General features: G+C 60.2%; 41 protein-coding genes. 20 read left to right on the top strand and 21 right to left on the bottom strand.

The genetic code is table 11. The annotated features are described in order from the left end of the window. The first annotated feature begins 4 nt into the window (after window positions 1-4). The 3 genes from YA0848_RS22200 to YA0848_RS22210 are packed head-to-tail and all read left to right on the top strand — an operon-like array spanning window position 5 to window position 1,401. A complete protein-coding gene (locus tag YA0848_RS22200; RefSeq protein WP_143481289.1) occupies window positions 5-475 on the top strand; it encodes a hypothetical protein in 471 nt (156 codons plus the stop codon). A 13-nt stretch (window positions 476-488) separates the two neighbouring features. Next, window positions 489-755 carry a DUF551 domain-containing protein gene (locus tag YA0848_RS22205; protein ID WP_065327743.1) on the top strand — a complete coding sequence of 89 codons (267 nt, stop codon included), beginning with the start codon at window positions 489-491 and terminating at the stop codon, window positions 753-755. A 22-nt stretch (window positions 756-777) separates the two neighbouring features. Next, window positions 778-1,401 carry a hypothetical protein gene (locus tag YA0848_RS22210; protein ID WP_065327744.1) on the top strand — a complete coding sequence of 208 codons (624 nt, stop codon included), beginning with the start codon at window positions 778-780 and terminating at the stop codon, window positions 1,399-1,401. 93 nt (window positions 1,402-1,494) lie between these two features. Here YA0848_RS22210 and YA0848_RS22215 read toward each other — a convergent pair whose 3' ends face one another. From YA0848_RS22215 to YA0848_RS22260, 10 genes are all read right to left on the bottom strand, one after another. Further along, the gene (locus tag YA0848_RS22215) at window positions 1,495-2,589 is read right to left on the bottom strand and encodes a hypothetical protein (RefSeq protein WP_065327745.1); all 1,095 of its coding nucleotides are present in this window, start codon (window positions 2,587-2,589) and stop codon (window positions 1,495-1,497) included. 274 nt (window positions 2,590-2,863) lie between these two features. Continuing rightward, window positions 2,864-3,394, bottom strand: coding sequence for a hypothetical protein (locus YA0848_RS22220; protein WP_065327746.1), 531 nt, complete (start codon window positions 3,392-3,394; stop codon window positions 2,864-2,866). Window positions 3,395-3,405: 11 nt separating this feature from the next. Further along, entirely contained in the window at window positions 3,406-3,669 is a 264-nt protein-coding gene (locus tag YA0848_RS22225; RefSeq protein WP_065327747.1) for a hypothetical protein, read from the bottom strand. 103 nt (window positions 3,670-3,772) lie between these two features. Further along, window positions 3,773-3,934, bottom strand: a complete 162-nt coding sequence (locus YA0848_RS22230; RefSeq protein ID WP_176707272.1) for a hypothetical protein — start codon at window positions 3,932-3,934, stop codon at window positions 3,773-3,775. Window positions 3,935-4,045: 111 nt separating this feature from the next. Continuing rightward, window positions 4,046-5,344, bottom strand: coding sequence for a hypothetical protein (locus YA0848_RS22235; RefSeq protein WP_065327748.1), 1,299 nt, complete (start codon window positions 5,342-5,344; stop codon window positions 4,046-4,048). 3 nt (window positions 5,345-5,347) lie between these two features. After that, window positions 5,348-5,836, bottom strand: coding sequence for a hypothetical protein (locus YA0848_RS22240; RefSeq protein WP_065327749.1), 489 nt, complete (start codon window positions 5,834-5,836; stop codon window positions 5,348-5,350). Beyond that, complete coding sequence (locus YA0848_RS22245; protein WP_141678481.1) at window positions 5,814-6,425, bottom strand: hypothetical protein; 612 nt, start codon at window positions 6,423-6,425, stop codon at window positions 5,814-5,816. The genes YA0848_RS22240 and YA0848_RS22245 overlap by 23 nt, the downstream gene beginning before the upstream one ends. Before the next feature lie 14 nt (window positions 6,426-6,439). Further along, a complete protein-coding gene (locus YA0848_RS22250; protein ID WP_065327751.1) occupies window positions 6,440-7,003 on the bottom strand; it encodes a hypothetical protein in 564 nt (187 codons plus the stop codon). Window positions 7,004-7,025: 22 nt separating this feature from the next. Beyond that, window positions 7,026-7,286 (bottom strand): hypothetical protein, encoded by a 261-nt coding sequence (locus YA0848_RS22255; RefSeq protein WP_065327752.1) that lies wholly within the window; start codon window positions 7,284-7,286, stop codon window positions 7,026-7,028. Between the two features lie 12 nt (window positions 7,287-7,298). Next, a complete protein-coding gene (locus tag YA0848_RS22260; RefSeq protein WP_141678482.1) occupies window positions 7,299-7,478 on the bottom strand; it encodes a hypothetical protein in 180 nt (59 codons plus the stop codon). Window positions 7,479-7,816: 338 nt separating this feature from the next. Here YA0848_RS22260 and YA0848_RS22265 point away from each other — a divergent pair, with 338 nt between their 5' ends. From YA0848_RS22265 to YA0848_RS22320, 13 genes are all read left to right on the top strand, one after another. Continuing rightward, a complete protein-coding gene (locus tag YA0848_RS22265; protein WP_086250772.1) occupies window positions 7,817-8,404 on the top strand; it encodes a hypothetical protein in 588 nt (195 codons plus the stop codon). Between the two features lie 15 nt (window positions 8,405-8,419). Further along, window positions 8,420-9,175 (top strand): hypothetical protein, encoded by a 756-nt coding sequence (locus YA0848_RS22270; protein ID WP_065327754.1) that lies wholly within the window; start codon window positions 8,420-8,422, stop codon window positions 9,173-9,175. A gap of 93 nt (window positions 9,176-9,268) precedes the next feature. Next, window positions 9,269-9,538, top strand: a complete 270-nt coding sequence (locus YA0848_RS22275; protein ID WP_065327755.1) for a hypothetical protein — start codon at window positions 9,269-9,271, stop codon at window positions 9,536-9,538. A gap of 46 nt (window positions 9,539-9,584) precedes the next feature. Further along, window positions 9,585-10,007 carry a hypothetical protein gene (locus YA0848_RS22280; protein WP_083196188.1) on the top strand — a complete coding sequence of 141 codons (423 nt, stop codon included), beginning with the start codon at window positions 9,585-9,587 and terminating at the stop codon, window positions 10,005-10,007. Window positions 10,008-10,060: 53 nt separating this feature from the next. Continuing rightward, window positions 10,061-10,363 (top strand): hypothetical protein, encoded by a 303-nt coding sequence (locus YA0848_RS22285; protein ID WP_065327756.1) that lies wholly within the window; start codon window positions 10,061-10,063, stop codon window positions 10,361-10,363. A 45-nt stretch (window positions 10,364-10,408) separates the two neighbouring features. Further along, window positions 10,409-10,741 (top strand): hypothetical protein, encoded by a 333-nt coding sequence (locus YA0848_RS22290; protein ID WP_065327757.1) that lies wholly within the window; start codon window positions 10,409-10,411, stop codon window positions 10,739-10,741. Between the two features lie 87 nt (window positions 10,742-10,828). Further along, a complete protein-coding gene (locus tag YA0848_RS22295) occupies window positions 10,829-11,134 on the top strand; it encodes a hypothetical protein (protein WP_065327758.1) in 306 nt (101 codons plus the stop codon). 229 nt (window positions 11,135-11,363) lie between these two features. Further along, window positions 11,364-11,579 (top strand): hypothetical protein, encoded by a 216-nt coding sequence (locus tag YA0848_RS22300; protein WP_065327759.1) that lies wholly within the window; start codon window positions 11,364-11,366, stop codon window positions 11,577-11,579. Between the two features lie 12 nt (window positions 11,580-11,591). After that, complete coding sequence (locus YA0848_RS22305) at window positions 11,592-11,816, top strand: hypothetical protein (protein ID WP_232925159.1); 225 nt, start codon at window positions 11,592-11,594, stop codon at window positions 11,814-11,816. Window positions 11,817-11,842: 26 nt separating this feature from the next. Next, window positions 11,843-11,977 (top strand): hypothetical protein, encoded by a 135-nt coding sequence (locus tag YA0848_RS36445; protein WP_255302880.1) that lies wholly within the window; start codon window positions 11,843-11,845, stop codon window positions 11,975-11,977. Window positions 11,978-12,083: 106 nt separating this feature from the next. Next, a complete protein-coding gene (locus YA0848_RS22310; RefSeq protein ID WP_065327760.1) occupies window positions 12,084-12,632 on the top strand; it encodes a hypothetical protein in 549 nt (182 codons plus the stop codon). 542 nt (window positions 12,633-13,174) lie between these two features. Continuing rightward, complete coding sequence (locus YA0848_RS22315; RefSeq protein ID WP_065327762.1) at window positions 13,175-13,960, top strand: DUF4942 domain-containing protein; 786 nt, start codon at window positions 13,175-13,177, stop codon at window positions 13,958-13,960. Between the two features lie 86 nt (window positions 13,961-14,046). Beyond that, window positions 14,047-14,502 (top strand): hypothetical protein, encoded by a 456-nt coding sequence (locus YA0848_RS22320; protein ID WP_065327763.1) that lies wholly within the window; start codon window positions 14,047-14,049, stop codon window positions 14,500-14,502. Between the two features lie 156 nt (window positions 14,503-14,658). On the opposite strand, the gene YA0848_RS22325 is transcribed toward YA0848_RS22320, so the two are convergent. Genes YA0848_RS22325 through YA0848_RS22340 form a run of 4 tightly spaced genes read right to left on the bottom strand, consistent with a single transcriptional unit; the run spans window position 14,659 to window position 15,971 of the window. Continuing rightward, window positions 14,659-15,165 (bottom strand): hypothetical protein, encoded by a 507-nt coding sequence (locus YA0848_RS22325; protein WP_065327764.1) that lies wholly within the window; start codon window positions 15,163-15,165, stop codon window positions 14,659-14,661. Window positions 15,166-15,182: 17 nt separating this feature from the next. Next, entirely contained in the window at window positions 15,183-15,398 is a 216-nt protein-coding gene (locus tag YA0848_RS22330; protein WP_065327765.1) for a hypothetical protein, read from the bottom strand. Between the two features lie 10 nt (window positions 15,399-15,408). Then, on the bottom strand, window positions 15,409-15,711 hold the full coding sequence (locus YA0848_RS22335) for a cyclic-phosphate processing receiver domain-containing protein (RefSeq protein ID WP_065327766.1): 303 nt from the start codon (window positions 15,709-15,711) through the stop codon (window positions 15,409-15,411). Beyond that, window positions 15,708-15,971: a hypothetical protein gene (locus YA0848_RS22340; protein WP_198731429.1), complete on the bottom strand. Its 264-nt coding sequence runs from the start codon at window positions 15,969-15,971 to the stop codon at window positions 15,708-15,710. The genes YA0848_RS22335 and YA0848_RS22340 overlap by 4 nt, the downstream gene beginning before the upstream one ends. A gap of 366 nt (window positions 15,972-16,337) precedes the next feature. On the opposite strand from YA0848_RS22340, the gene YA0848_RS22345 reads away from it, so the two are divergent. Both YA0848_RS22345 and YA0848_RS22350 read left to right on the top strand, forming a co-directional pair. After that, entirely contained in the window at window positions 16,338-16,778 is a 441-nt protein-coding gene (locus YA0848_RS22345) for a hypothetical protein (RefSeq protein WP_065327768.1), read from the top strand. 42 nt (window positions 16,779-16,820) lie between these two features. Next, window positions 16,821-17,330: a hypothetical protein gene (locus YA0848_RS22350; RefSeq protein WP_065327769.1), complete on the top strand. Its 510-nt coding sequence runs from the start codon at window positions 16,821-16,823 to the stop codon at window positions 17,328-17,330. Between the two features lie 258 nt (window positions 17,331-17,588). On the opposite strand, the gene YA0848_RS22355 is transcribed toward YA0848_RS22350, so the two are convergent. From YA0848_RS22355 to YA0848_RS22385, 7 genes are all read right to left on the bottom strand, one after another. Beyond that, a complete protein-coding gene (locus YA0848_RS22355) occupies window positions 17,589-17,921 on the bottom strand; it encodes a hypothetical protein (RefSeq protein ID WP_065327771.1) in 333 nt (110 codons plus the stop codon). Between the two features lie 146 nt (window positions 17,922-18,067). After that, a complete protein-coding gene (locus YA0848_RS22360; RefSeq protein ID WP_065327772.1) occupies window positions 18,068-18,436 on the bottom strand; it encodes a hypothetical protein in 369 nt (122 codons plus the stop codon). A 37-nt stretch (window positions 18,437-18,473) separates the two neighbouring features. Continuing rightward, window positions 18,474-19,127 carry a hypothetical protein gene (locus YA0848_RS22365; RefSeq protein ID WP_065327773.1) on the bottom strand — a complete coding sequence of 218 codons (654 nt, stop codon included), beginning with the start codon at window positions 19,125-19,127 and terminating at the stop codon, window positions 18,474-18,476. 3 nt (window positions 19,128-19,130) lie between these two features. Next, a complete protein-coding gene (locus YA0848_RS22370; protein ID WP_065327774.1) occupies window positions 19,131-20,102 on the bottom strand; it encodes a hypothetical protein in 972 nt (323 codons plus the stop codon). 114 nt (window positions 20,103-20,216) lie between these two features. Continuing rightward, window positions 20,217-20,615: a hypothetical protein gene (locus YA0848_RS22375; protein WP_065327775.1), complete on the bottom strand. Its 399-nt coding sequence runs from the start codon at window positions 20,613-20,615 to the stop codon at window positions 20,217-20,219. A gap of 51 nt (window positions 20,616-20,666) precedes the next feature. Beyond that, on the bottom strand, window positions 20,667-21,101 hold the full coding sequence (locus YA0848_RS22380) for a hypothetical protein (RefSeq protein ID WP_065327776.1): 435 nt from the start codon (window positions 21,099-21,101) through the stop codon (window positions 20,667-20,669). Window positions 21,102-21,394: 293 nt separating this feature from the next. Next, a complete protein-coding gene (locus tag YA0848_RS22385; protein WP_198731430.1) occupies window positions 21,395-24,829 on the bottom strand; it encodes an AAA domain-containing protein in 3,435 nt (1,144 codons plus the stop codon). Window positions 24,830-25,189: 360 nt separating this feature from the next. Between YA0848_RS22385 and YA0848_RS22390 the strand changes: the two genes are divergently transcribed. Together YA0848_RS22390 and YA0848_RS22395 are read left to right on the top strand one after the other, a co-directional pair. Then, complete coding sequence (locus YA0848_RS22390) at window positions 25,190-25,645, top strand: LexA family protein (RefSeq protein WP_065327778.1); 456 nt, start codon at window positions 25,190-25,192, stop codon at window positions 25,643-25,645. Beyond that, on the top strand, window positions 25,642-25,966 hold a 325-nt coding region (locus YA0848_RS22395), incomplete at its 3' end, for a Y-family DNA polymerase (protein ID WP_442967212.1). The genes YA0848_RS22390 and YA0848_RS22395, both read left to right, overlap by 4 nt.

Consider the following 25,966-nt stretch of genomic DNA (forward strand, 5'->3'; position numbering starts at 1 on the left):
CACTTTGAAGCGTACGAACACATTCAAAAGCCAGATGCTTGGCTTCTACTTCAGCATCAACGACCTCCGCATCCCGGCAGATGGCGACATTCCTGACGATCAGTTCAAAGCAGCCGACGCTATCAACCACAAGGCTTACGAACTGCTCGAGCAGTCCTTGCCGAAATCCAGCGTCTGGCTGAAGCAGGATGAGCACAACCCTGAAATCACCTATACCCCGTACGAAGTGTGCGAGGAGTCGCTGGAGATGGAAGAGTTCGATGGCCAGGCGGCCTTCAACTTCTGGATCTTCAGCCATCACCGCATCGACGATGCCACCGCGGCCGCTTTCCAGGCTGAAGTCGCTGCAGCCTACGCCCGTGCAGCTACCGATCTCGGCGGTACCGCCCAATTCCTTCGCATGGAGTCGGTTGTCACCGAGGAAGTTGCAACCACGACCGTGATTGACCTGGTGCGTCAGCCCCAGCAGTCCTAAGGAACCCACTCCGATGAGTACCTGGATTAAATGCACCGACCGCCTGCCCGAGTGCCCGCACGAATGCACCACCGATGACACGATGGTGTCGCATACCGTGCTGGTCACCGATGAACGCGACCCGACTTCGCTTGGCATGGCGCATATGCGCGAGGATGGAACGTGGAAGCTTTACGGCGGCGACCACGACTTTATGCACCCGGAGCAGGTGACGCACTGGCAGCCGCTGCCTAGGTCGCCGTTCTATGATAAGCCGGCAAAGCCCGCCGACTGTGCATAACGATGAAGGAAGGGAGTTCGTGATGTTTTTCAGCCTCGGTAAGGGTCGCAGCGGCCCACTTCTGCTTATCGCCCTGGGCGCTGCCGCTGCTGCCTTTGGGCTTGTTGGCCTTCCGCTGGTACTGGCCTACGCCACTGCGATGGACCCCGAACAGGATGCCATCGCCATCTCCCTGGCTGGCAACCTGGCCGGCTTGGCAAGGATGGTCACCTACGCATCCGTGCCTCTGTTCTCCATTGCTGGCTTTTTGTCGCCTATCCGCAAGCGCCAGCAAGGATCCCTGTTGCTTTCCTGCCTTGGCGCAGCCCTCTGCTTGTTCGCTCTCGTTCTCTTTGGATACGCAGGCGCCATGTACACCATTGATAGCACTTCCCAGGTTATGGGGGCGCTACTCGTGATCGGGGCTTTGGCCACGGGGTTTGTAGGCGGGCTGACCTGGAGCTCTGGCCTGAGTGACGGGGTGGAGGCTTACCGAAGCTTCTGCCCATGCTGCGAGGGCGTTCATCGTCAAACCCCGAAGGGCATGATGGGTGGTACGCAGAGCAACGGGTGCGACGTGGACTTCACAACCTGGTGCTGCTCAGGCTGCGGCTTGTCCTGGACAGGCGAGCTGTTCGATCCAGGGAAGCCCAAAGGCCGAGCGTAAAACTGGAAGTCAAAAAAAACCGCCAGCAGTGATGCCGGCGGTTTTTGTTTTCACGCATCTCCCAGGCGCTTTGGGCACCTGGAAGCCTTTTGATCACTCCGACGGTACGTCGAAGTGGACACCCCGAACCCCGTAGAGACTCTGGAAACGCTCCGGAGTCTCATTGCGGTGGCAGAAGTCGATGCAAGACACACACAGACCATAGCCCGTATCGCGGTTGTGCCACTGGCGCCCACTAGTGACGCCGCCACAGCACGAGCACAGCATGCGACGGATCGGCTGGCGAACCATCACCCCGAACTCGATTTTCCCCGGCGCCCCGAACAATTCAGCGCCACGTATCAGGCGAACATCCTTGCCCTCATACAGCGCAAGAGCACCCTCCTCCGTCTCCACGACCGTGGATTCGAACTTGTAGCCGGCCAAGGCCTGCTCAGGAGCGGTACCGAACTCGCAGATCTTGGTTTGTGCCTTCAGCGCCAGCGGATTGCGAACCGCAACCACCTCCGGCATTACCACTTCGTAGTTCGGCCCGGTGTATTGCATCGGAAGGTTCTTCGTGTCGCCCCTGGCCTCCGCGATTTTGGTCGCGTAAGACAGTGCCGCCTCCAGCTCCAGCAGCCCGAAGTAGTTCTCGGACTTGATGTTGGTGTTGAAGTAGGTCGCAGGCATTACAGCCGTACCACCATGGTTAGCCCCAAGTCCGAAGGTCATCACCACATAACGCGGTTCATGAACCGCACGGTGAGGAATGCCATCGATGACAATGTGGCGTTTGGCGAAGGCATGAATTTCTACCTCCACCTCATCACGGGGATTACTGCCGAACGTTCCGAAGAACTCGTAGGTGTGGCACTGGTTGCGGCCGCGTTGGCGAAGATCGAGGACCTCCGGCAGCGCTGGCCAATCCCAGTTGTCCTGGCCAGAGGTGCGGCCACGAGGCTCACCAGACTGATCCAGTGACACTGGCGACCACAGCTGCCCTTCCCACCAGCGCAGCTCGTAGGCATACGCCAGATCGCGACTGAGGAAGGTTCCGCTTGCACGGATAGCCACAGGCGCCTGATCAGCGGAAAGGACAGCGATGTCGACTTCCACTTTCCCATCGTTACGGGTCACGGTACGCGGCTTGCGGCAACGTGGCGGAATGACGGATTCGGTGAAATTGAACAGAACGGAAATTTGCATAAGTTGCTCCTTGGGATTTAGCTCACGGAGCAACCCCTAGCGGGATGGCCCCGCGAGGGTTTGTGATGTGCTGGTGACCACCAGCTGGGTTTTCTCGCACCTGGTCAACCAGGGGCGAAGAACTGAGGATGAGGCGAGTTTACAGAGGGATCAGGGGGATTGGTAGGCGGCTGCGCAGGTCGTTCAAACCCACGTGAGCAGGCCGGCAGTCACGCCACCCAGCACCAGCCCTCATTGTCTACTGATGACGTGCTCTTCATGGCGTCTTCCTAGATCAGTTTGCTTGAACCACAATCCGGCCCGGCGTGCCATTCGGTAACCCAGCGGCCAAACACATGGTGGAGCCAATTTCGTTCCGCCATTGATCGTGACATTCAGCCTGGAGACCAGTTAGATCGTCCATTCCCACCAGATAGCCACTCACAGGCTGCTTAATGGCGCCGCACTGTTTCGCTTCAGCACGCCCCACGAACCGCTGTGTAAAAGGATTGAGCGATGCCGATACAAGCCATTCACACCCAGATCTGTCTCGCATCGCCAAAGGAACACTTGAGCCGGGTAGACCGGTCGCAGCTGCTTCCGCGAACAAGCTAAGCAGCGTCGTAACCTCAACAATAACGGGCTCGGTAACTGCCGACTCACCCGCAGCAAAAACATCGCTCATTGAGATGGCGGCAATCACGGCAACCAGCGCCAGCACACCCAGGGCCAGGCGGATGCGCTGTTTGCGGCGGTGCCGGGCTTTCTTGGCGGCTAGCTCTTCGCGCCAGCCCTCTGGACGTAGGCCCATGAATTGCGTTTGCATGATGGGTTCCTTTATCGGCGTGAGGCGGCGGCTGAAGCCGTCTGGGCAATGAGGTCGAGAACCTCGTCAGTGGACATGGAGGGAATCTGATTGCTTCCTACCATGCAACTCCATTTCTCCCACCCAATCTCTTCTGCCAATGGAGCCCTGGTGATAGCGATGCCTGAGTCATCAACCAACAGCACCACGAGCACATCTAACATGACGTCCACAGCTTGAACGCCAGGAAGAGTAGCGAGGCGCTCAGGGGACAGGGGGGAGTAATTGGTTTTCATGAAGTGGGGCCTGTTAGGGCGGGCGCGGTTTCTTGTGCCCTTCTACGACCTCAACCCCGCGTTTGACGGCAGGGCTTGGGGTGCTGGTGTACGTGCTCTGATCTTACCGCAAGCCCAGGGCACGCCGCGAAGTATCAAGTCCACACCCGGTCTCTGCTCGATAGACCTTGATTGCGTCGCTGAGCTTGCCATCGGCGATCAGCGCCTGGCACTTTTTCACGAGCGCTTCCTCACGCTGCTGCATCTCTTCGTAGGTATCCGCCATCTCAGTGCTCCTCTGGTACGGTCTAAGCGTCTCATGAGGCCGAGAATGCGCAAGGCCTGGGCAAGGCTAGAGCTGCTTGAAGCCCTAGCCCATACCCAGGACCTCAGGGGATCACTGAGGCAGCTTTTGCTCCACTACCACTGATCCCGCGTTGAACTTCCGGCCAAGCCGCATCGTGTCTCCCATGGTCGTGATGGGATGTCCACGCAAATCCGTTGCTTTCTTGTCCTCAGCCAGAAAGCGCATGGCGTCGGCAATCCGGTGCGCAAGCTTGCCGATCGCCTGGTTGTACCGGTCGGCACTACGACCGAACTCCAGGGCGTCATCCAGGGCTTTGCCGTGCAACAAGGCGTCGGCCACCCACTCACCGATTTCTTTGGCCGTGTCGTGGTCGTTCTTGCTGTTTGCTACCTTGCCGAGCAGGTAGAACAGGAAGTCATCGTCTCGGTTCGCCGACCAACCGTTGATGAAGCGGCACTCCATCTGGAACACGTCGAACAGCGAGTAGAGGGAGCCATCCGACAGCATGGACAGTTCTGGGTAGAGCGCTCTCAACTCCGGGAAATCTTCCTCCCCATACTCGGGCACCTCATCTGTCGGGTCGTTCAGCGTTTCCAGGCGCAGGCCGGCTGCCTGGGCCCAGACTTCTGCTGCTCGTTCTTGAGCATGCTTGGCGGCATTTGCGATATCGCCACGCCACTTCGCTTCAGTTTCCTTCACGGCATTGAACATCGCCTCCGAGACTGGCTCAAAGCCCGCCTCGAACTCGACGTTACCCAGCGCCGTGTAGACCCATCCCGCAGGCTCCGTCGTTTCCTGGATTGCTGGGCGGGCCGGCAGCAACGCCAGATCCAGGGGATCGCGCAGCGTCATCGGTTGCCCGCGATAGGTGAAGTCACCATTACCAGGGAGAACACCACCCACCAGGAGGCTGGCGAACGCGGCTTTCACGTCGCCCTCGTCCTGGTAATCCCCCGGCAGTCGAGCATTGAAGGGGCGGTGCAGGATTATGCAGCCAGTCGCCCGAGCCTCAAGGGTGGCTGTGTCCATGGCCGCAAGAGTTTCCGTTTGGTACGGAACCGGCACTACTCCCCAGGCCTCGACGGCCTCCTTGGCAGAAACAGTTGCTTCAGCAATCAAGCTGAGAGCCAGTTCTTCGACCGTTAAGCTGCGGGCCATCTCTTGCAGCTGTGCAGCCGGCTGTTCCTTCTGGCGCTCTTTCACCAGCTGCACCAGCTTGTCGAAGACGAAGACTCCCCCATCCTTGACCAGGTAGGCAGCGTTTGGCACGCCTTCAATCGCGCGCAACTCTTCCTTCAGCCTGTCGTTCTGAGCTCCGAAGTAGCTGCTGAACTCGTCAACGATCAGCACCCGCCGCCGCTCAGTTTTAGCGTTTGTTTCGTCAGACATGACTCATTTCCTTTCCAGTGCCTCAGTGGGCATAAACGGTGACCAGTCGCCTACACAGACGCCGGCCATAAGATCCAAGATCGGCTCAGGGAGAGAGTTGAACTGCCCCCGGCGCTCGGTGCGGTACTCAAACCTGCCGCCTGCAGGGATGAACACACCGTGCTGTGCCTCGGGGCCCATCCACATCCTTGCCCGAAAATCCACGATGTAGCCGAAGCCCAGCTCCAGCCACCAGTGAGTTACCCCGCAACTCTCTTCAGTGCTTACCTCGGGATCTTGCAGGCGCTGCATGTCCACGAGCATCCCACCGGCGACAATGTGCTGTATGCCGTTCTTGTGCAGCAGATGCGAGACCAGCCGGCTCATGCCATCGCATTCGACCTGGGCCGCCTCTGCAAGCGGCTCAAGCCAGGCCTGCAGCTGGGCGACGTCGAATGGAAGCCCTTCTGTCTCGGCCGCTGGCGCTGTGTCAGAACAGTTTCGGGACTGCATAAAAAAATGCCGCTGCGGACATGAAAAGGCCGGCAACCCTGAACAAGGTGTTGATCTGCGCCGTCCTGCTCATCTGCTTGAATTTCGGGCCGTGAGTGACGTCCTTGGTCGTGTAGTACCAACCGGCGGTCAACAGCGGGTAGAACGCGAGCGCAATGACAATGGCCTTGGCCAAGCTGGTTTTGACCGCGAACCCAACAACAATGGCGACGCAAAGCACCACTATCCAGAGGTAGCCGTGCCGTACCAGCTTGCGGAAACCTTCCAGATCGTCGTCTTGTTTGTTATCTGCATTGCGGGGCGGCTGGTAGAGGTTCGTCAACAGCAATTTGGCTGTAAGGGCAGCGTCCTCTGGCGCCAGCACCGCGGAGAAAGCCTCAACCAGCAAGGGCTCATCAATCCCTCCGTGGGCGGCTTTGAAGCGGACGCCGTAATAACCTGCGCTCAAAATGGCTTTCCGACACACATCCAGCGCCGGGCCCGGCGCTGAAAGCCGCTCGACGAGCTCCTCCTCGCTTACAACCACAACGCCTGCACTTTTCATCTTCGCCACGACGTCAGCGGCAGCGATTTTTCCATTGTTCGTCAAACAGGCCCCCAGTTTCAGTCGTCATCAAACAGATAGTCTTCAAGGTGGGCCAGACTGCCCACCCCCTGCCGCACTTCATTCAAGATATCGTCGGCAAAGTAGTCTGCCAGCCGGGCGATGCCCTCCAGCTCCGATTTCACGTAGCTCCTGTCGGTGTCAGGAGAACCCGTTCGATAACTGGCTACTTGGGCTAGCGCCGATGCCTGGGCTAGCGCCCTCACTCCTTCATGCAAATCGACGCCTCTTTTGCGCAGGAACTGCAGCAGCTCCCCCGCTAGAACTTCAGTTGGTCCCGCCAGCCGCTGATTCGGAAGCGTCTTGTGCTCCCGCAAGAAGCGCAGTGCTGTGAAAATACCTGGTATGGATGGGCAGATGGTGTGGTGCTTGATGTACCACTGACCGATTTTCTCCGCCTCGTCCTTTGTCACCCCTTCGCTTTTGAAGTGACCAGCCCAGGCTTCGTGATACTCCTCAGGCAAGCGAGCGCCCTCCCCCAGAGGATCCAGGAGTTCTGCCAGGCGCTTCACCATCCGCAGATGGGGAAGGCTCACTGGCTCTTTGCCGAAAAGGCTGTTCATCGGTACTCCGCTCCCGTCTTAGCTACTGGGCCTTCGCTGAAGGGACCTTGAGTTCGCCGCTCAACGAACCTGCTGCAACCTGCATAGCAGCCTTCGCGTCCCCCATATTCCGGGTTGAAAGGCTTTGAAGTGCGCCGACCAGCGGACGGCCTTTGAACTCCGGGGCAGTGCCATTTTCCAAGGCTTCGGCCGCTAGGACCATGACCGACGCGCAGTCCCCAATGCTCTTCCTGGCAAGGCGACGGAGCTCGCTTGGCAGGGGTTTACCGTTGAAAGTTTCCATGTGAATTCCTGTCTACGACCAATCTGGATGGTTCGGGCTGATCAGTGCCCTACCGGGAACGACCATTTCTTTGCCAGTGTCGATCCGGGCGACGACCCAGCTGCCACGACCACCAAAGTCGGTGGAAGAGACCGTACGAACAAGGTTGCCGCTTTTGACGAAGCGATACGTTGTGTCCGGCTTGATTGCCATGGGTTTTCCTCGACAAAGCGATGTAGTTGGTAACACCTGCAGACAGAAACGCAACACGCTTACAGCCACTCCTTAACTGGCGGCCGAACACTTCGTAAATCTCTTACTGGTGTCAGCGTCTCACGAGATGGACAAAGCGCAAGCGCACGAGCTGGCGGACATTATTCCTTCTGTATGCCTGTGGTGACACCGAATTCGCCCCTGCCCAGGCATCGAATACCCCATTTCTCGGCATGGCACCTCCATCGGGGCCGACTGCACCTTGCATGTTCCAGTGTCCGTGAGAGGTTTGACTCATCTCAGCCACAGCCAGGGCTTGCTGCCCAGGGAGACTTGCGATGACATCCACCTCTGCCAGCCCCGGCCTGGCGTTTCTGCAAGCAGCCAGTAGCGCCATGCCGTCCACCCTCGGTGATCGGGCAACGATTGCTGCGATGAATGAGGCCTTGAGCTTCGCCATTCGCTGCAAAATGCGCTTCGTCAAAACGGACCTGCTGGAGCTGCTGCGCCTTCGCCGGCAAACCTGCGTCGGCGTATTCCGGCCCGATAGCGAGCACTTCTACTCCGGGGCCTGCGCTGCAGGTGGCACTTTCGCTGGTGCCTGGGAGAAACACTTCGGCCTGAAGCCGTGGATTGCGCCCGAAGTGCTCGAGGCACGCAGTCCGGACGTATTAGCCAATAACCGCGTCGGCCCTGGCCTCGCCGTTCTGATCGACTCGAAGGTGGATGAGGACCTGGCGACATTCCGCGGGAAGCAGATCTGGTGGTGCACCAGCTTCGACGACAGCGAGATGATCCTTTGCCGCTATCACTGCGATCCGCACGATACCCCTCTGGTGGCCCGCGGAAAGCCGGCACGCCGGATGACACTCAACCGCTCCCAATGGGAAAAGCTGTTCGACACACCTGTAAGCACCGCTCCCTGAGCCAGGAGCACCACTTTGAGCATCAAAATCTACAACGGCCTGATCCTCCGCAATGCTTCGCTGGAGGATGCTCTCGGCCGGCTGAAAGGGATTCGGGCTGAGTGTGTCTCGATCGGGCAGAAATTCATCGCGCGAGAGGTTGCTCGGCGTATAGCCCTGGAGAAGGATCTCGAAGCGAACTACTGCCGTATCGACAAAGACAGCCAAAGTGCCTTCTGGGCCGTCCATGAGGAGATCCAAAAAGCCCAGGTTGACGTGCTTGGCCGTGGCGTCCGCTCTGTCGACTGGGACGCAACGCTGAGTGTTTGCCTGATCCCTTCCCAGGGAAATGTGCTGGCGCTGTTCTACTGCGAGGGAGTCTTGGGCTACCAAGAACAACTCAGGGCCGCTGGCTTTGACAGCTACCAGTACCAGAACTCGACAGACAGGCCAGATGACATTTCCGAAGAGGTCTGGCAGGAGCGCCAAGATACCTGGCTTCAAGCGCTTCCCTCTAGAACCCGGCCACTTGAGGTAGGTCTCACCTGCGAGATTGTCAGCTGGGATTGTCTGCGCATCGCGTTGTACGACCAAGATCTGGTGGCCTCATGCACGCCAAGCCCGGAGGTTCGGCGTCGGGAGGTTGCCATGCGGCTGACTGAGCTCGGGCCGGGAGAACAGCTGGATCTCAACGTGACGGGCATGACAAAGGTCTTTCGTCGACTCACGGAGCTGGCCAGGCTTCGTGAACCCAGCGTTGTGCTTTCCGAGAATCCCTTCAACCTGAAGTGACAGGGCTTTGAGGGCGCTGGACACCGCCCTCACACTCTTGCGCTTCAGCAGACTCGTGTGAGCCTAAGCTCCAATCGACCTGGAGCACTGCCCATGACCAAGAACACTGCCGCCGGCCAACCTGGCACCAGCAACACCTCTCTTCAACAGCGCCAGCGCCACTACGATCGCCTGCACCACCAGAAGCGCCTGCAGGACCTCGATGGCGAGCGGGGCGCCAGCATGCCCAAGCATGATGCACTCACCCTCCGGAACGGCAGCGAAGCCGCGCTGAAGCAGATCAACGAGCACGGCATGTCGTGCAATAGCGTCGATCTTAATGACTCGGCCTATCTCGCCGAGCTCGACGCATTCGCAGCTTGAGCTGCATGACACGCAGTACTGCCCACCACCCACAGGAAGCAATCCCGTGAGCAAAACCCTCCTCCAGATGCTCCGCGACGTGACGGATGCCTTTGATCCCGCAGCAGAACTGGCCGACGACGGGCGATATGCCCAGCTGGCCGGCGAATACATCAAGCATGACGCCCCGACCATCACGGAGTTGCGCGAGAAAGTGCTGGATGCGTCGCGCCGCATGATCGAGGACAACGACCCGTTCGCGGCTCCTCGCTGGGATACTGCGCCGTCCTGGGCATCCTGGCTGGCGCAGGACTATGACGCCAATTGGTTCTGGTACGACAAGAAGCCCAAGCCAGGCGTGGGCCGTGAAGGGTGGGTGGTAGAGGACGACTCTCGCAGCAAGGTGGCCAAGCGACCCACCAGCCGTGCGGCAAACAGCGCTTGGCACGGCACGCTACAGGCCAAGCCTGCCCCTGTAGGGCTGGACTGATGAGGCCTGTACAATTTGCCAAACTGACCGTCACCGATGCATAGGATCTCACCATGCAAGCCTGGGTAATGCCGCTGTTCAGCAAAGGGAAGCCGATCGCCCAAGGCAAAGAGCCTCCCTTCGTTACGGGCGACCTGAATATGGCCGACGGTCGCAATCCGGTTCTAGGTCGCCTTGTTTCCGAGGCCTGCCTGTTGAGCGACAGCGGCACCAATGTGCTGGATCCAATCGTGGATGTTCGCCTGCTGTCCATTTCGGCGCATGGGATGCAATTGCGTGGGTACGAATATGGCGCCGGCGGCGCCCAAGTAGCCCAGGAATGGTGGGTGCGCTTCACTCCGCCCACAGAAGGCTGATCTTCGCCGCCCCAACGCCCAAATGATCCCCAGAAGGAAATCTGCATGAAACCCGTAATTACCAAGGGCAAAACCGAATTCTTCCACTCGCTGAGCGCCCCTTTTGACGCGAACGCGAAGACCATCATCGACATCGGCTTCAACACCGCCGATGCAGTTCAGCAGCCCGATGGAACCTGGGAGGTTGATGGCGTTGGCAGCCCTGGTCTGGCGGCCTCTCTGGCGGTACTCGCTGAGCGCAAGGCCCGCAATGTTGCATTCCTGCCCCGCCACGCAGAGAAAAAAGCGGCACGGGCAGCTCAGAAAGCCCTTGCGCGCAACGGACAGGTCACGCTCAGCGACGGCACCGTTATCCGCCGCCTTTCCGACCGCCTCTGAGAGGAGAGCGCTGCGAACACCAGCGCGTCTTGCACTTCCGGCGCTCCATGTGACGCTGTGCTCTCAACGAATCGAGAGAAGCACGACATGGATACCCAGGCACTTGAAGCTCAGATCGCCGCCGAAGATGCGGTTTTCGCCCAGATGGATGCTGAGAGTGCCGCCCGCCGCGTCTTTCAAGCCCTGATCGACGAAGTTGAGGCGGTAGAACGTCGCCTGAACCTGGTTGGTGCACTTGCGTGCTTGGTGACCATCGAGCAGAACGCCGAAACCGACCCGCAGAAGCCCACCTACTGGCGCGACATGCATTCAGCTGCCGGCGGAACCATCGGCGCCTTGGCTGAGCTCGAAGGCATAGACATCAACGCAGAACTCGGCCGGGTGATCTACTGATTCCCCGCCTCGCTGGATGACCGTTATGTGCAACGACAAGCAACCCGCTGAATTGAAACCTGTCCGGCCGACTCTCTCGCACTGCAAACCGTGCAACAGCAAGGGCCATGACCCCGCAGATCCATTTCGCGTGTGCGGGGAATGCGGCGGCGCCGGCGGGAAGGTCATTGAGGCCTGGCCTGCCGGCCAGGGTGTGTTCTTCGAGCCGGCAAACTAGAGGTAGACGACAATGGCCATCGAACAGAGCGACTTGGACGGTTTTGAGCTGTCCTACAGCGTCCAAATCGACAGCAGCCAGATGCTGGAGCTGTGGGTCGACGAGTTGGAAACGGGTGACTGCGTATGGCAGGTCACGAACTCTAGCGGTCAGGTTCTGGACCGCTCTGACCGTTATGAGTGTCAGGCCCGCTGCCTGCGCGATGGCCTGAACAAAGCCTTGCAGTAGGAAAACTGCCCGATGATTGCGAACAAAGACAACGGCAACACCCCATGCAAGCACTGCGGTAGCCAAGACCAATCCTGGCATACGCACAACGTCGTGCGCGGCCCAGTACAGGACGGCCGCCTCAAGGTAGGCGAGGTCGAGTGCCAATTCGTGCTTGGCTGCAACCGCTGCTCAGAAACGCTTGCGGTGCTCAGCGCCGACCGGGTAGCCAGCATGATGAATGCGGCCTTGGACTGAAAAACGCCATCCAGGAGCGCCTTGCGATGAGCGAAGCAGCAAAAGCCCTTTCGCACTATGCCAGCAACTACCGTCAGCCCTGTGCCGATGACTCGGATCGCGAGTTCTGTCGCTCCGCTGCCCTTGCCTGGGCGGCCGCCATCATCGCTGGCACCGAGTAGCTGCCCATAGAGCGTGCTTGCCGCACTGACCTTGCGGATCAGCGAAGCTGGGGCAAGATGTTCACCCTATAGCCCGCCCCATCCGAATTGATCCGAGGACTTTGCAATGACTACCCAGCTAGCTGCTACCGCTCGTTCCTACGCCATTTATGCGGATGCTGTGGCGGCTTACGGGGTTACGCCGATCACCGAGGCTCAGTGGGCGGATTGGCAGAATACGCTGCCGGCGGTGAAAGCCGTGGACATGCCCCCTACCCTCAACCAGGGCATTGCATTGGCGCTGGAAGCTGGCGACCTGAACGGCGCTACCCAGATGATCGCTATGTGTAATGCGCACGATCAGGAATGCTGGTCGCAGTACACCACCGATGGTGAGTGCCTTCCCGCCGGAGGTCTGTGGTTCAGCATGCTGGACTGGATTAAGGGCAGCCGCCCTGACGCGAGCCCTCTGACTGTTGCGCACGTGCTTGATTACGACGGAGAGCTGCCCGAGGCGCTCACGCACTTCGAGCTGGACAACACCCGCTACTACTTCTCAGCTGACGAAGTGGTTGTCCATGACCCGGAGTTGGGCTTGTCGTTCCTGTTCTTCCACGGGCTCAGCAATCCGAGCGTGGAGGCAATTGCGGGGTTGATCAATAAGAGCAAAGGCTAATAGCCTGCCTGGCCCTTATCTCCAGCTGCACGGGGCGCCCGGTGCGCGGAGTGAGGGCCTCAGCACACATCTCTCTGCTCAGCGCCCCGCAGGCCTGGCCAGGGCATAGATGTTCCGCACCAACTCTCTGTCATACGGAACGCTGTAGCCAGTGACCGTAACCCCCTGTGGCGACCATGAGCCACCGTCCGAAGCGTCGGCGTAAACCCACCATACCTTGTCCTGGCTGACAGAAAACCAGTTGGCGTAGCCTGAGGGCAGCCGCTCACATAGCAGCCCGCGCTTCTCGCTCTGCCCTGCCTCTTCCCACGTCCTGAATCTCCGCGTCACCTCGCCTTTCGACTCCAGGTACTGACGGAGCTCCGCTCTAGATCGCATATTTCCTCGCCACGCTGGTCAGTCTGGCTGCAGCTTACCGCAGGTTCCAAAGACTGAACCCAGGCCGGGCCCCTTGCGCTTTCCAGCACTGCGGGAGAATGCGTCATCGAGCTGGTGCTGCCTCGAGCACAGCACCAGCATCCTTCAGCACAGGATGAACCGGCATGACCTTCCGCAAACAGGTGGCGCTACCCACCTCACTCACCGATCTGCTGACTGCCCGCCAGGACGCGATGCGCCTCATTGAGGACTCGCACCGGACCCTGCAGATGGCGGAGGAGGTTCTTGCCCCCTACGGCCACAACCTGATGCCCTACGAAGCGCAGCCGCGAGAATCGCTAGATCGTATTCGCAAGGAGCTGGACGGCAAGCTGTGGCGCCGTGCAATGGATCTGACCGGATTCAAACAGCTGATGGATGCTGAGGAGGCCGATAAGTTCGAGAAGAGCCTTTTCCCCTCCCCTGCCGAGTTCACTGATGCCAACGTCCGAGCAACCTTCATTGAGCTGCAAATACGCTCTGAGGAGATGTTCCGCCGGGGGGTGTTCAACGTATTCCGCCATCTCTCCGACGACTACCGCAGAAACAAGGCCGAACCGTTCCGCATGGGTAGCAGCATCATCATGCGCTCAATGGTGCGCCACGCCATGCGGCGAGGGCTCTGCATCAGCGACTCGATGAATAATTACGCCGGCAACAAGCTCAACGACATCGATCGCGTGGTGAAGACCCTCGACAAGAAGCGCTTTGACCCCAGAAGCCTGGAAGCCGCCATGAACGAGGTGTTCGAGAACCGTGGTGTCTACGAGGACGAGTACTTCCGGGCCAAGTCGTTCAAAAACGGCAATCTCCATCTAGAGTTCAAGCGGCTCGACCTGCTCGACAAGCTCAACGAACAGATCGCTGACTACTACACCTACAACGCTTTGGCAGATGGCCGGGCCGCCTGACCGCGGCCGGGCCAGGAATGGCGCTTGCGCATTCTGAAAATGCTGGACGATAGAGCCATCAGAACGCTCACCACAGGGCAAAGCAGATGGCCGCCGACCCAATCACCGCTGCAGCGCAGCTAATCCGCGAAACGCATGACCGCCAGGCGCTGCACGCGTACATCGACGCGACATTCGAGCCCTACGATGACGTGCCGCCCAGCACGATCGTAAAGCCGGACTCCTACATCCAGGACTTCCCGCTCGACCTTGATGAGCGCATCAAGGCGATGGAGGTTCGCCTTGGCCACGCGGAAATCCGCGCGGTACGCAGCAAGATGCGGTATGAGGAGATCCGGATCGGCGGGCTGGATGCCCTCAATAGCCGGGAGATCATGCAAAACGGCAGCGGCGACCCGAAGCTAGCCATCAACGCCCAGCTGCTGGTGCTGCATTCACACATCACGTCCGACAAGGTCGTTCTGCCCCGGTACCGGGAGCTCCTCGCCGCCTGGCGTGCTGAAAGGGACTCAGCGGGCCACCAGATCGCTCTGCTCTTCTAGGGTGGCTGCAGCTGCTGGCCAGGTGTCGTAAAACGGCCTACGGTGGCGTTCTGGGCGGTTCTGAGGCCATAGGTCAGCCCAACGCTGGAGTGACGCCAGACACAGGCTGGTGTAGGCCGCACCAGCCATCTCCGTTCCGCAGCTCCGAGATCAGGCCTATTCCTGCTCGCTACGCGCCAGGAGCGCCAGGATCACAGCGGCCATGCCCCCAAGGAACTCACTGCGCCGGAACATGGTTTCGTCGATCACGTGAGGATCGTCGATCCCTGGATCGAGATTTTGCAGCTCATCCTGTTGCGGCACCAATTCGAGCGCTTTCTGCTTAAACCGCTGAGCAAGTGTCATCGGCTTTTCCATGAGTCCGCCCTTGTCTAATGCTTTCCATCCAGGGCCCCGGCCCTGGTCTATGCATAGCGCGCGTTCTGGCGCCGGCTTGCTCAGCACCCACGGCCCGGTGCCGGCGAAGCCATCCGCGCGATGGAACACCGCACCAGGTGCACCCAGGGCGACCGCCTCGTCGGCGTCGGTGGGTTCGTGCCCGTAGGTCGTCAGCTCGTACAGGCTCAGGCCCAGCAGCTCCGCAGCTACTTTGCGCGAGCGAGCCGCGACCATACCTTCAGCGCGGCCGGCCAGCGTGCAGCAGTAGACGTTCAATTTGGTCATGTGGGACGTGTTCCTTTCTAGCTGATCAGCTCGTACAGCTCGCGGCTGTGCATTCGGATCTTGTCGGCGTCAACGCGTAACCGAGACACAGCATCAGCGTATCTGCCCTGCTCAACTGCTTGTCGAGCCATGATGACGACCGTGTAGATCGACAGATCATCCCGCAAAAGCTCTTGACGAAGCAGGTCAATCTGCTCGGGACTCAGCACAATGCCCACGGATCTGTTATCCATCCCTCGCCCCTTATCTCTCGAAGCCAGCCGCAAGTTTGCCGATGGTCACCACTGCAGCTTCCATTTTCAGCCTTGCCGAGCTGTTTGCAGAGTGAATTCGGATGGCGGGAGGCACGAAGCCATTCAGGGCAACCTGCTCTTCCAGCCACAACAGCACCGTGTAACCGGTGCCCCGGTCATCGTCACCGAGATCATGATCAAGGGACAGCTCAGTTACACTCCCACCCTTCAGAAGCTCGATGGTCTCATCGGGCCAGAACGTCCTCACCCAACCTTCCGGGGTAGAGCGCTCGTCATCCAAAAACACTTTCACGCGGTCACCTCGACCAATTTTGCGTAACGCGCGGGCTCGGCCGCCTTCGCCTCAGCCACCTCGACAAAGCGCGGCATCAGCAGCTGCCCGCTGGCGTGGCCTTCCCAGTGCCAGTGGAAATACACCTGAAAATGCACCAGGCGCTCGCCATCGTAGGCGCTCACCATAATGCGGCCATGCCGGCCGCCTTCTGACTTGCATTCAAGCCGCAGGCGGGTTTCAGGGTGGTGCGGCACGCCGCGGGGATACCATGCAGGCATGGGGTACTCCTTTGTAGGGGCCTGTAACGACTGTGGCAGCTACTTTTTCTTCGGCTTTGGCTGCTGGCGCGGCTTACAGGTCAGACAGAACCCCTTTTTTCGCGCCCTTCTTGAAAATGTCGAACCACTTGTTACAGCCCTTGCAGTGGAAGTCATCGATCTTCGCCACGTCGGTTTCCTCAGTAATCGTTATGGTGTCAGCGTCTCACGGGTCACCTGAAACGCAAGCGGATGGTCTTCCTAGGCCAAGTGCTAGCCGCCTCCGATAGCGCACCAGCTCGCTTACTACCTCTTTCTCGGTTGCACATCCGTCATCCTGAAATACCGTAGAGGCATATGAACCAGTGAGCCCCTGCGGGACTACCGATGAACATGCACTCGACCATCACCAACGCGCTCCACGACGTGCGCCAGCAGTACGGCGAAGAGCCTTTCGTAGAGGGCGACTGCCACACCCTCGCCGTGGCGCTGCTGGAGTCGAACAACCGCCAAGGAACCCTGGTCGCCTGCATGCTGGATGACGCAGATGCTGGTGCTTCAGCGCCAGCAGAGTATTTGCATATGGTGTACCGGTGCCCGGAGGGACATGCCTGGGACATCAATGGCGACAAGGCCGACTCGCGCTGGGAAGAACGCATGGTCAACGCCGGCATCGCACTCCACGGCGCCGGCGCCAAGCAGCGCCTCCGCTGGGAAGAAGTCCCGCACCAGGATCACCAGGTCTGGCTCATGGACAACTATGGCTGCGTCGACATCCTGCTCTGCAACAAGCTCACGCGAATGATGAACGCCCTTTCTCCCCACTGATACCAGCGCCCTTGCGCTTTCCCAGGTCAATGGAAAATAGGCATGACAGCAACGCCCACTCCCAACACAGAGCAGAACGCCATGGCCCGTGCCATTTCTCCCAGCTGCCCCCTGGCCGCGACAAGCAATCAGATCCCGAAGCCGCTTTTCAACGTAGGCGATCGCGTTGCGTTCAGCTTCAAGCACGAAGCGAACAAGGCGTTCTACTTCCGGGCCCTGCTGCGTCACGAGATCCGGCAAATTCGCCTGCATCGTAAAGAGCGGCCAATGCTCGACTACAACAAGGGCCAGATTCGCCAAAAGCTGCGGATCATCTGCGAGTCGGCGGATATCGAGGTAGCCGGCATCGCCCCGATCTATGGCCAGAATGTTGGGCATATCGCCAATGAGTGCTACTTGCCCGGCGTGCCGGGGGCAGCAAGCCCTCTGGAGTTCGGTTTTTACCTGTGCTTCCGCACCCAGGACGAGTCCGGCAATACCGTTGCCTACGTTCCCAAGCTGGGGATTGTGTCTGGCGGGGACCTCACGGCCGCCGTTCCCCTGCTGTCCTAGGTGAAAGCGATGCCGTTCAAACGCAAGCCAGGCCTCGGCCACTACAACGCACCTCGTGCTGATTGGTATGAGGCCTATCGCGCCGCACGTGTAGCGATTGGTAGGGGCGAGAAGCCTGACCACAGACTTGACGGCGTACGCTGGAAGGCGCAACTGATCGTTGCATACGACCGGGATGGCCAGGGCGACCAGCTCAGCGACCCAGCACCAACGAGGCTGGCGCTTCGGCGGCTCAATGACGAGGTGATCAGCCTGGTCTTAGAGGGCGGCCTTCGGCGCTAGGCCGTTGATGTGCTTGCGAAGGCTTGCTGCCTCCGGCTCCAGCACTAGCCCCGACTGCTCCAGTTGCCGGAAAAGGCCTTTCAGCCGCTCCGGGCAGGCCTCCCCTTCTCTGCGGATCTCGGCCTGCAGGTCGGAGATCAGCTCCTTCTGGCTTTTCGACAGGTAGAACATTGTCGGCTTCTGCCCGTAGACGATCGTGCCTCCGACCTCGATCGAGATGTACTCTCGCTCCTCGCGATCCAGCTCAGCCAGATGCATGCCGTCCTCGTGCTCTACCACTTCCACCAATAACTGCGCCGCGCCCGCCATTCTGTTCTCCAGGAATCTTGCTGTTGTACCGATGCTCCCCTGCCAAGGAGCCAGGGGCGGCATTCTTTCAGCTCAGACCTTCAGCACGGCTTGTATTCGTCCCATATCCGGGCTCGTGAGGCTCTATTCCCCGGAAGCACTGCTGCCTAGCCGTCGAGCGCATGCTTCCGGTTGAGGTGTTCCGCCAGATCAGCAATACGCTGCTGCACAGGCGAATACTTCGACTCACGGATGCCGAAGTCAGAAGGGCTGGTGCTGATCTCGATTTCCGCCGCCTCTTTCAAAGCCAGCTGTAGGTACAAAGCACCAATCACTTGGATTTTATTTCCACCAGGAAACTCGACCTCGAGCAGGCCCGCGGTGTCATCGGCGTCCTGCAATTCACCTAATGGGGAAATTCGCACGCCTGTCAGGACGTGCGTCACCGATTCACGCGCCGGCACGGCACAGAGGAATTGTGGAAGCTGCTGAAGTGCGTCGATATAGCGAACGCTCAGGTTACAGGACAAACTCATCTCATCTCCTTATCTGGTGCACCACGCACCGTTCTATTCAGGCTTGACGGTTGACCACTTCCGCCAGTTCCTTGAGGCGGGACCACTTGGCCAGCATGAAGCGCCAGGCGAAGCCCCAGGAGCCCTTGTCTCCACCGCAACTGGAGACGCCGTATTTCCCCTTCATCGTTGATCCGTTGAGGCTGAACGGGCCGAAGGTATGGCAAAGGACGACTCCCTTGGGTGTGTCATGTCGGGCGATAAGCCAAGGCTGCTCTTCGCCCTCTTGTCGGCCACTCCAGTAGGTAGGCGGGCTGACTTCGAGATTCTCGTAGAAGTACGCCTGGACGAATGCCTCGTCGACGGACACAGCAGAATCGATCATCTTCGCCGACAGCACGATGTACTCCGCCTGGCACACGTGGCAATTCCCTACCAGCAGCTCGTAGTCGTAGTTGCTACGACGCCCGGCTGCTTGCTGATCTGCAGGAATCGGCTTCTCCATGCGCGACCTGATCAGAGCAGTCTCCAATCCCGGAATCGTGTCGCCGTCTGTGAGCCAGTATTTACCGACGGGTACAGTGCAGGTACTGGTGGTCACCTGCAGACGAGTAGCCTGGCACTCTGGACAGTTGAGGTGCAGATCACGCTCGATTGGCTCGATACGGATCGCCTGGCCCGACATAGCTTGCTCCTCCTGGGAATTTTTCATCTCTCAACGCTCCGCCAGCTGATACATGTCGAGGAACTCCCAGAAGGGAAAGTCTCTTCCGTGCTCACGAATTCCGTGCCGGATGATCGTGGCGCCACCGGCTCTCAGCTCCTCGAGCGAGATGCCACACGACCAACCTACGAGCTTCAATCCGGTCGCACCGGCAACCTCCCACTTCCCGAGAAGCTGCATGGCCTCTTCGAAGTAAGCCGTCGGCCATTCAAGACAGGTGTTCTCGGTGCTTCCAGAGGGGACACCGCAAACGGTGTATCCACGGGTGTACCGGATGTCGAGGTCATCAGGAGTTGGAACCCTGCCGAGCTTTGTCGAGCCGAGGTACCAGGCCTTCAGCCGCCTGCAGGCGTGCTCGGTTTCCGTGCCGTGCTTCTCCAGCAGCGGCCACGCTTCATGCCGAATCACAGTGATCTGGCGGGGGAAGACCTTGATTGTGGGGTTGTACCCCTCTTCATCCGCTGTCTTATGCCATGTCAGCCTGCAGAAAGGCCCGTCCTTCTCGTGAGCCTCGATAGACGCGCTCCAGTGCGCGTATACCGTCGTTTGCAGCTCTTCCCAGCCTTCGAGACGGTTCATGAACATTTCCCGCGCAATACCCAGCACCACGCCTGGTGCGTGGTGACCGTGAGCGAAGAAATCCTCGTACCCCTGATCGAAGATCCCGACACTGAAGTAATCGAGTAGCACGCCATTCTTCACTACCGATGTAGGGAGGAACCCTAGCGGACCGGCATAACTACCAACGCCACGCTCCTGCAGCACACGCATGCACTCAGGACAACTGACCACACCATCCAGCCCCGCCAGACTCTCGGACGAAGCGCAGCCAAAGATGGCGCGGCTCACCCCGCACAGCATTACCTCTAAGTTGCTTTTATGCGCCGCATGCGACGGTGCACCGCCAAATCTGCTGTGGCTGGACTCGGAAACGACGGAGTATTGGAAGATGGGATTCCGCATGGAAGCTCCTGTAGGAAGGGGCAAACGCCGCTGAACACTGCGATTCGTGGATGCAATGTTTTCATGTATGGGTAGCGTCTACAGGGGGAATTGCTCCCCCTTTAGGGCCTCGACTCACCGACTCCGAAAACGCTTCAGGACGTGGTCAACCTCACTCAGAGCCGCTGCGAACTCTTCCTTGGCGTCACGCCTCCCCCTGGCCCGGCCGCGGCCTTCCGCCAGCCTTAGCGCGAGATGGGTATTCCCGGCGTCCACCGCTGCAGCGATCTGCTGCTCAACGAACGAATTGTCACGCCATTCTGCAAAGATCACCTTTTCGACGTCAGCCAGGGCCCTATCACGGGATCCGTAAACAAGCCCCTGAACCTCTCCGGCCACCTCCATCCACCAATCTCCGGGATCGACCACGTGCTCTTCCCGAGGCAACCCCGCAAGCGAGGTGTCGAAGTCGTACGCCAGGCCAACGCGGATGAAAGGAAAGTCTGGGTGCACCTCGATGGAGGACTGCGTCATGGTCATAGGCTCCTGAAAAGGGATGGCGATGGATGCACGGTGGCTGCTGAGCTACTTCAGCTCACCCTGGGCCCGCGCCAGCGCGGCTATGTCCAGCGCGGCCTTGGACTCACCGCCACCCTGCTCGATAACCCACTCCAGAATCTTCCGGCGGGTAACTGGCCCGTAGCGGTATCGTGCCTTGGCGAGAATGCACAGGCCCCAAAGCGGGTTGATGATCCAAAAGCCCACGAGCCGCGAAAGAATGGTGAAGCCGGCGAACATGAGCAGCAGCCCGGCGATGGTGCCTAGGGTTTCGCCATGAGCTCCGCCAAGCCAAACAGCCACCTCGCCCCTCAGGAGTAACGCGGGATAGGCCATGGCCGAAATGGTAAGGCCGGCGCAGGTGGCAGCCAGCCGATCGACGCTGGACAGGTACAGGGCCACATAGCCGTTGAGCAACCACTGCTGGCTTTTACTCAGGTCTTCCAACTTCACGTTCGTCATCAATGCTCCTGGTCAACGTGGCGCCCGGCCCGACACGCTGTGCCCCATACGAAAATATGGCGGCCAGCGCTGGGGCCTTCTGCTGAAGGTACAGGCGGCATCTTTGCATCTGATGTTTCGTCGCACTGGGGCTATTGCTCCCATCTGAGGGGCTCGACGCCTGATCTGGCAGCCGGCCGGGGCGCAATGACGTGCAGCTACAGAGGGAATTGCTCCGTCTGTAGCCTGCTGGTGCCACTCCTGAGATGCGCCCTGGAGAACACTCCGCACGGCCGGGCGGCCGCCCAACCCGCTCAGCTTGTCGATGGGCGACCTACCTGGAGCTTGTCAGACAGCACCAGCGCCGCCTGCCAGTCGCCATCCTGCTCAGTGCGGCCGCGCACCTCGCTCGTCCGCTGAGCCGCCTCCATCCGCGTGAGCGCCGCCTCGACGCTAACCACCGGCAGCAGATCCATCACCTGGTTGAAGTAGCGGCGCTTCTCCCAGTCGGTGCGATCGCCAATCACGTAGAGCCGACGCTTGGCTCTGGTGACGGCGACGTTGAGCATGTTCGGCTTGGAGACCACCCACCCCCTGGCGCCGGGTCGCTGGGGGTCTGCGTTACCCCCTAGCACCAGGATGACGACGTCGGCCTCCTTCCCCTGCATGGTGTGGATGGTTCCGGAGGTTGCCCCTACCTTCGAGAGGGTACCTCCGCCGACCTGACGAATTACGTCACCAAAAGGCGTGACGACCGAGATGCTTTCCGGGGGTACCCCCTCGAGGGTCAGGAGGGTAACGAGGAGGTTCAGCGACCTCCCCTCCGAGGGTACCCAGTTCCCGCTGGAGGTACCGCGTACCTGCACCCACCCTGACGGGAGGGTCGGGGGGGTATCGGGTACCCTCCGGGAGGTTCCGTAGACCATCCCGCCCGAGTAGGCGATACGGTTGGCGACCTCGAACATGGGGTGGTCACACCTGCGGTGGACCACCAGCGGGAGGCCGACCCACACCTTGCTACCCTCCGGGCCGATCTCCTTGCCGATCGGGTTGGCCAGATCCGCGAGCCGCTGCGCGGACAGCTGGTGCGGCATCCAATGCGCCCCCACCCCGAAGGCTCTTCGCATGTGCTCCAGGGCCGCCGGCGGCACCTGGTTGATCGGCTCCAGCTGGAGCGGGTCGCCGACCATCACCGCCCGCCTCGAACGCCACAATGCCCCCACAGCCGCCTGCGGCGTCGCCTGGCCGGCCTCGTCGACGAGCAGCCAGCCGATATCGCCGGCGCCGAGGGTGCTGAAGCACCGCGCGAAAGAGGCGAATGTGCTGCTCAGCACCGGTACCGCCATGAACAGGGTGCCCCACACCGACCGGATCGCCTCGCGCGGGATGTTCTGGTACCGCTCGCCCTCGAGCACGACCTTGGCAAGGGTGAGATTGGTGAAGACCCGCGATGACTCCAGCTGGAAAAGCGTCTGGTGTAGGCGCATGGCCTCCAGAAACACCTTCGCCCTGGCCCGGCGCCAGCCTGGAATGCTCCAGGGCTCAGCGAGCTCTATCGCTTCACCGCGGCCGATGGCACCGGTTTCCAGGAATACCCGCAGATGCTCGGCGCCGTAGTGCTTCGCCAACGCGATCGCTTCGCTGGAGAGACGCCTGGCCTCCTGATGTGCGCTCTCAGCTGCTGCTTTTGCGTCTGCGTACGCGCGTTGCTGGCGCTCGGCCTTCTCCAGCAATGTTTGCATCTCACGGTCAATCCGCTTGCAGCGACCCTGCGCCAGCTCCCGCTGGGCGCGGGCATTGTCCTCCTCCTGGGCCCAGCGCCGGCCCGCCCGCCAGAAGCTGAGCAGGTTCTCCCAAAACCCTGGGCGACGCTTTAGCAGCTCTGCGACTGCCGCCAGCGCATCCTCAAGCAGCGCTTCTGCAGCACCAGCGTCCTTCTCCCTGTCCTCCAGATCGCTCGCCAACGCCCTGGCACCAGCTGCTACATCGGCGATGGCCTGCTGCAACTTCGGCAGCTCTTTGCAGACGTCATGGCGCAGCCGGAGCAGGGTGGTGATCCTCAGGGCATCCTGGGCGGCGAGATCCGCCTCCCGCTTAGCATCTTGGTACCGCTGAACTGCCTGTTTCCACAGAGCAGCTTTTTCGGCAGCCGGGATGTTCTTGCGCTGGTCGTTGAGCCAGGCCTCCATGCCCCTGGGCGTCGCAGTTTCCTCCACGCCGACGGCAGCCGCGGCTTCAGCTCTCGGCGCCAGCGCTCCCTGGGAAGTCGCGTGGCCATCCTGGAGCAGCCCGGCACCGGCGCCCGGAGCACCCTCGCCCTGCTCGCTTACCTCATCATCAGGTCGCCCCTCGGCGCCCGCCGCCTGCTGGCGCTGTTCCGCAGCACCAGCATCAACCGCAGCCTTACGCCGGGATACGCCGCTCCAGAAAGCGTCGACGAAGACACTTCGCCTCCCCTTGCTGCCGAGGGCGGCTGAGATAAGTCCCCAGGCCGGCTGCCCGGAGACCACCGAGGCAATATCGGCGTACAGGTCATACTCATCGAGCCAGCTGGCGTCCACCTTGTCGATCTGCGGTAGTTCCAGGGTGACGTTCTCGATTGCGCCATTGTTCGACGACGCAACGACAATCTCGTGCCCCAGTAGATCTGGATGGAGCGGCCAGTACCCTCGGTTCTTATCCGCATCAACGACAGTCCCCTTGTCGAGGAATGCGTCAGACGAAGTGGCAAGCCTCGCGAGGGCGTCCGCCCGGTTGGTCACCACCGCGGCGACGATGTCCCGCAGCAGCGTTGTTTTACCCGTCCCCGGCGGCCCATTTACCGACAGCAGTCCCGCCCCGCGCTCCAGCCCGTCGCGAATCGTGTTCACAGCGAGCTGTTGCGAGTGCACCAGGCCGAGGTCGCCAGGCGCTGGCCAGCAGCCGGTTGGGTAGCGGCCCAGCGCCAGCAAGCCGCACTGCGTCCCTGACGAAACATCGTCGCTCAGGTCAACTCGCTTCGTACCGTCATGCAGTGACAGGTACGCCTCCAGTGCAGCGCTGCTTTCGCCACCTGCGACGCTACTCGCAACCCTGGCGAGGTCATCAAGCAGGAAGCTGTTGAGAGGATCGTCGGTCGCGTCTGCTGCGCTTGGCCGAACAGGTGTTGACCGGCAGATGTAGCGGCTGGGGGCAGGTGAGAAAAAGTCGGCGAGAGACAGGTGGGCGATGACTTTCGCGGTCAGGGCCTCCAGTGCCATAGGCGTCACCACGCCCTCAAGCGTTTCAGCTGCAATTTCTGCGGCTGTGCTCTGGGCGTCCTCGAATCCGCTCAGCCGCTCGCGTCCTGTGAGAATTCTGCCAGCGAGCCATGCGGCGCTGGAGAGCACGAAGCTGTCTTCGACCATCTTTCCCTGGGCAGTGAAACGGAGCGCGTAAAGTCCGGCGATACTTTCTCGCGTTTCCCGATAGCCGTTGTCTGCGCCGAAGTGTTGCTCCAGGAGGTCGACGATCAAGCGGTAGTCGAAGCAGTGGCCGTAGACCAGGTGGCTCCAAGTGCGGTTTTGGGGAATGACCATCTTCGCCAGCCGGCTCTGCGGTGACCAGGGCAGGACGAGCGCTCCATTTCTCGATAGGTCATGCACCACAGCGTCACGCGGGCTTGCCCTTTCCCTGGTGGACGGAAATGGCACTGTCTGGGGGCTGAGCAGTTCGACGGCGTGCCAGTAGCGGATAACTGCCGCTTTGTCGTCAGTAATGTGTGGGGGCATTCATTGTCCTATGTGCTGTCTGTAGCTCTGCGGCGAGAGTAACTGCCTCTATGTCTTTTCGGAGTCGCATTGTTGCCCGGTCGGGGAATGTTTCATTTGGCGGCTCTGGTCTCTCTGTGCCTGCAAAATAGTCGCCTGTGGTGTTGGGGGTGGAGATTTCCCCGTTGTGCTGAATGTGTGCGTTCGTCGGCGGGACCGCCCCCTGCTTCAACATCCGGAGTAGTTCCTGGAAGGCCGGCGCTGGCTTCCCCCCTATCCATGTTTTTTGCTCCTCGAAGTATCTTCGTCGCCTGGAGCTTGTCCGCTACGGTCACCGGCGTATCATCACGGCCCCTAACTGTATATACATACAGGTGCGCGATGAACGACACCATGACCCTGCTCGGCTCCGCCTCGTTGTTGGCGCGAACTCCGCGGACAAAGCTTGTACCCCTCTTCTCTAGTCACATCTCCTGCGGCTTTCCTTCCCCCGCTGAGGATCTCGTCGAGTCGATGACGTCGCTCGACGAAATCGCGATCCTCAATCCGCCCGCCACCTACCTGATGCGGGCTGGCGGGGACTCTATGACCGGCGTTGGCATTTACCCGCGCGACATCATCGTGGTGGACCGGTCTCTGCGGGCGAAGCACCGCTCGATAGTTACAGCGATCTACGACGGCGAATTCGTCTGCAAGCGGTTACTGGAGACCGAGTCAAATATCGTGCTGCTGGCGCCAGAAAACCCTGCCTATCCCCCGATTGCTATCCCCAACCCCGAAGACCTGGTCATTTGGGGGGTATGCACTTTCAACCTGCACGACCTGCGACGGCAATGAACGGTCGCCCTGCATATGTGCTGTTCGACGCCAACAACTTCTACTACTCCGTCGAGTCCGTATGGCGTCCTGAGCTTCTACATCGCCCGGTAGTGGTCGCCGGCAGTAATGACGGATGCGTAATTTCCCGCAGCGAGGAGGCGAAGGCGCTAGGCATCAAAGTCGGCGATCCGGCGCACCACGTCCGCAATTTCTTCTGGCGTGAGGGTGTGACGGTGTGCTCTGCGAACTTTGCGCTATACGGCGACATGAGCAGTCGCATGATGCGCACATTGTCGTCTGTGGTGCCGAAATTGGCCGTGTACTCAATCGATAAGAATA

Origin of the sequence: Pseudomonas sp. S4_EA_1b (genome assembly GCF_016307435.1) — a bacterium.
Lineage (GTDB): Bacteria > Pseudomonadota > Gammaproteobacteria > Pseudomonadales > Pseudomonadaceae > Aquipseudomonas > Aquipseudomonas rhodesiae.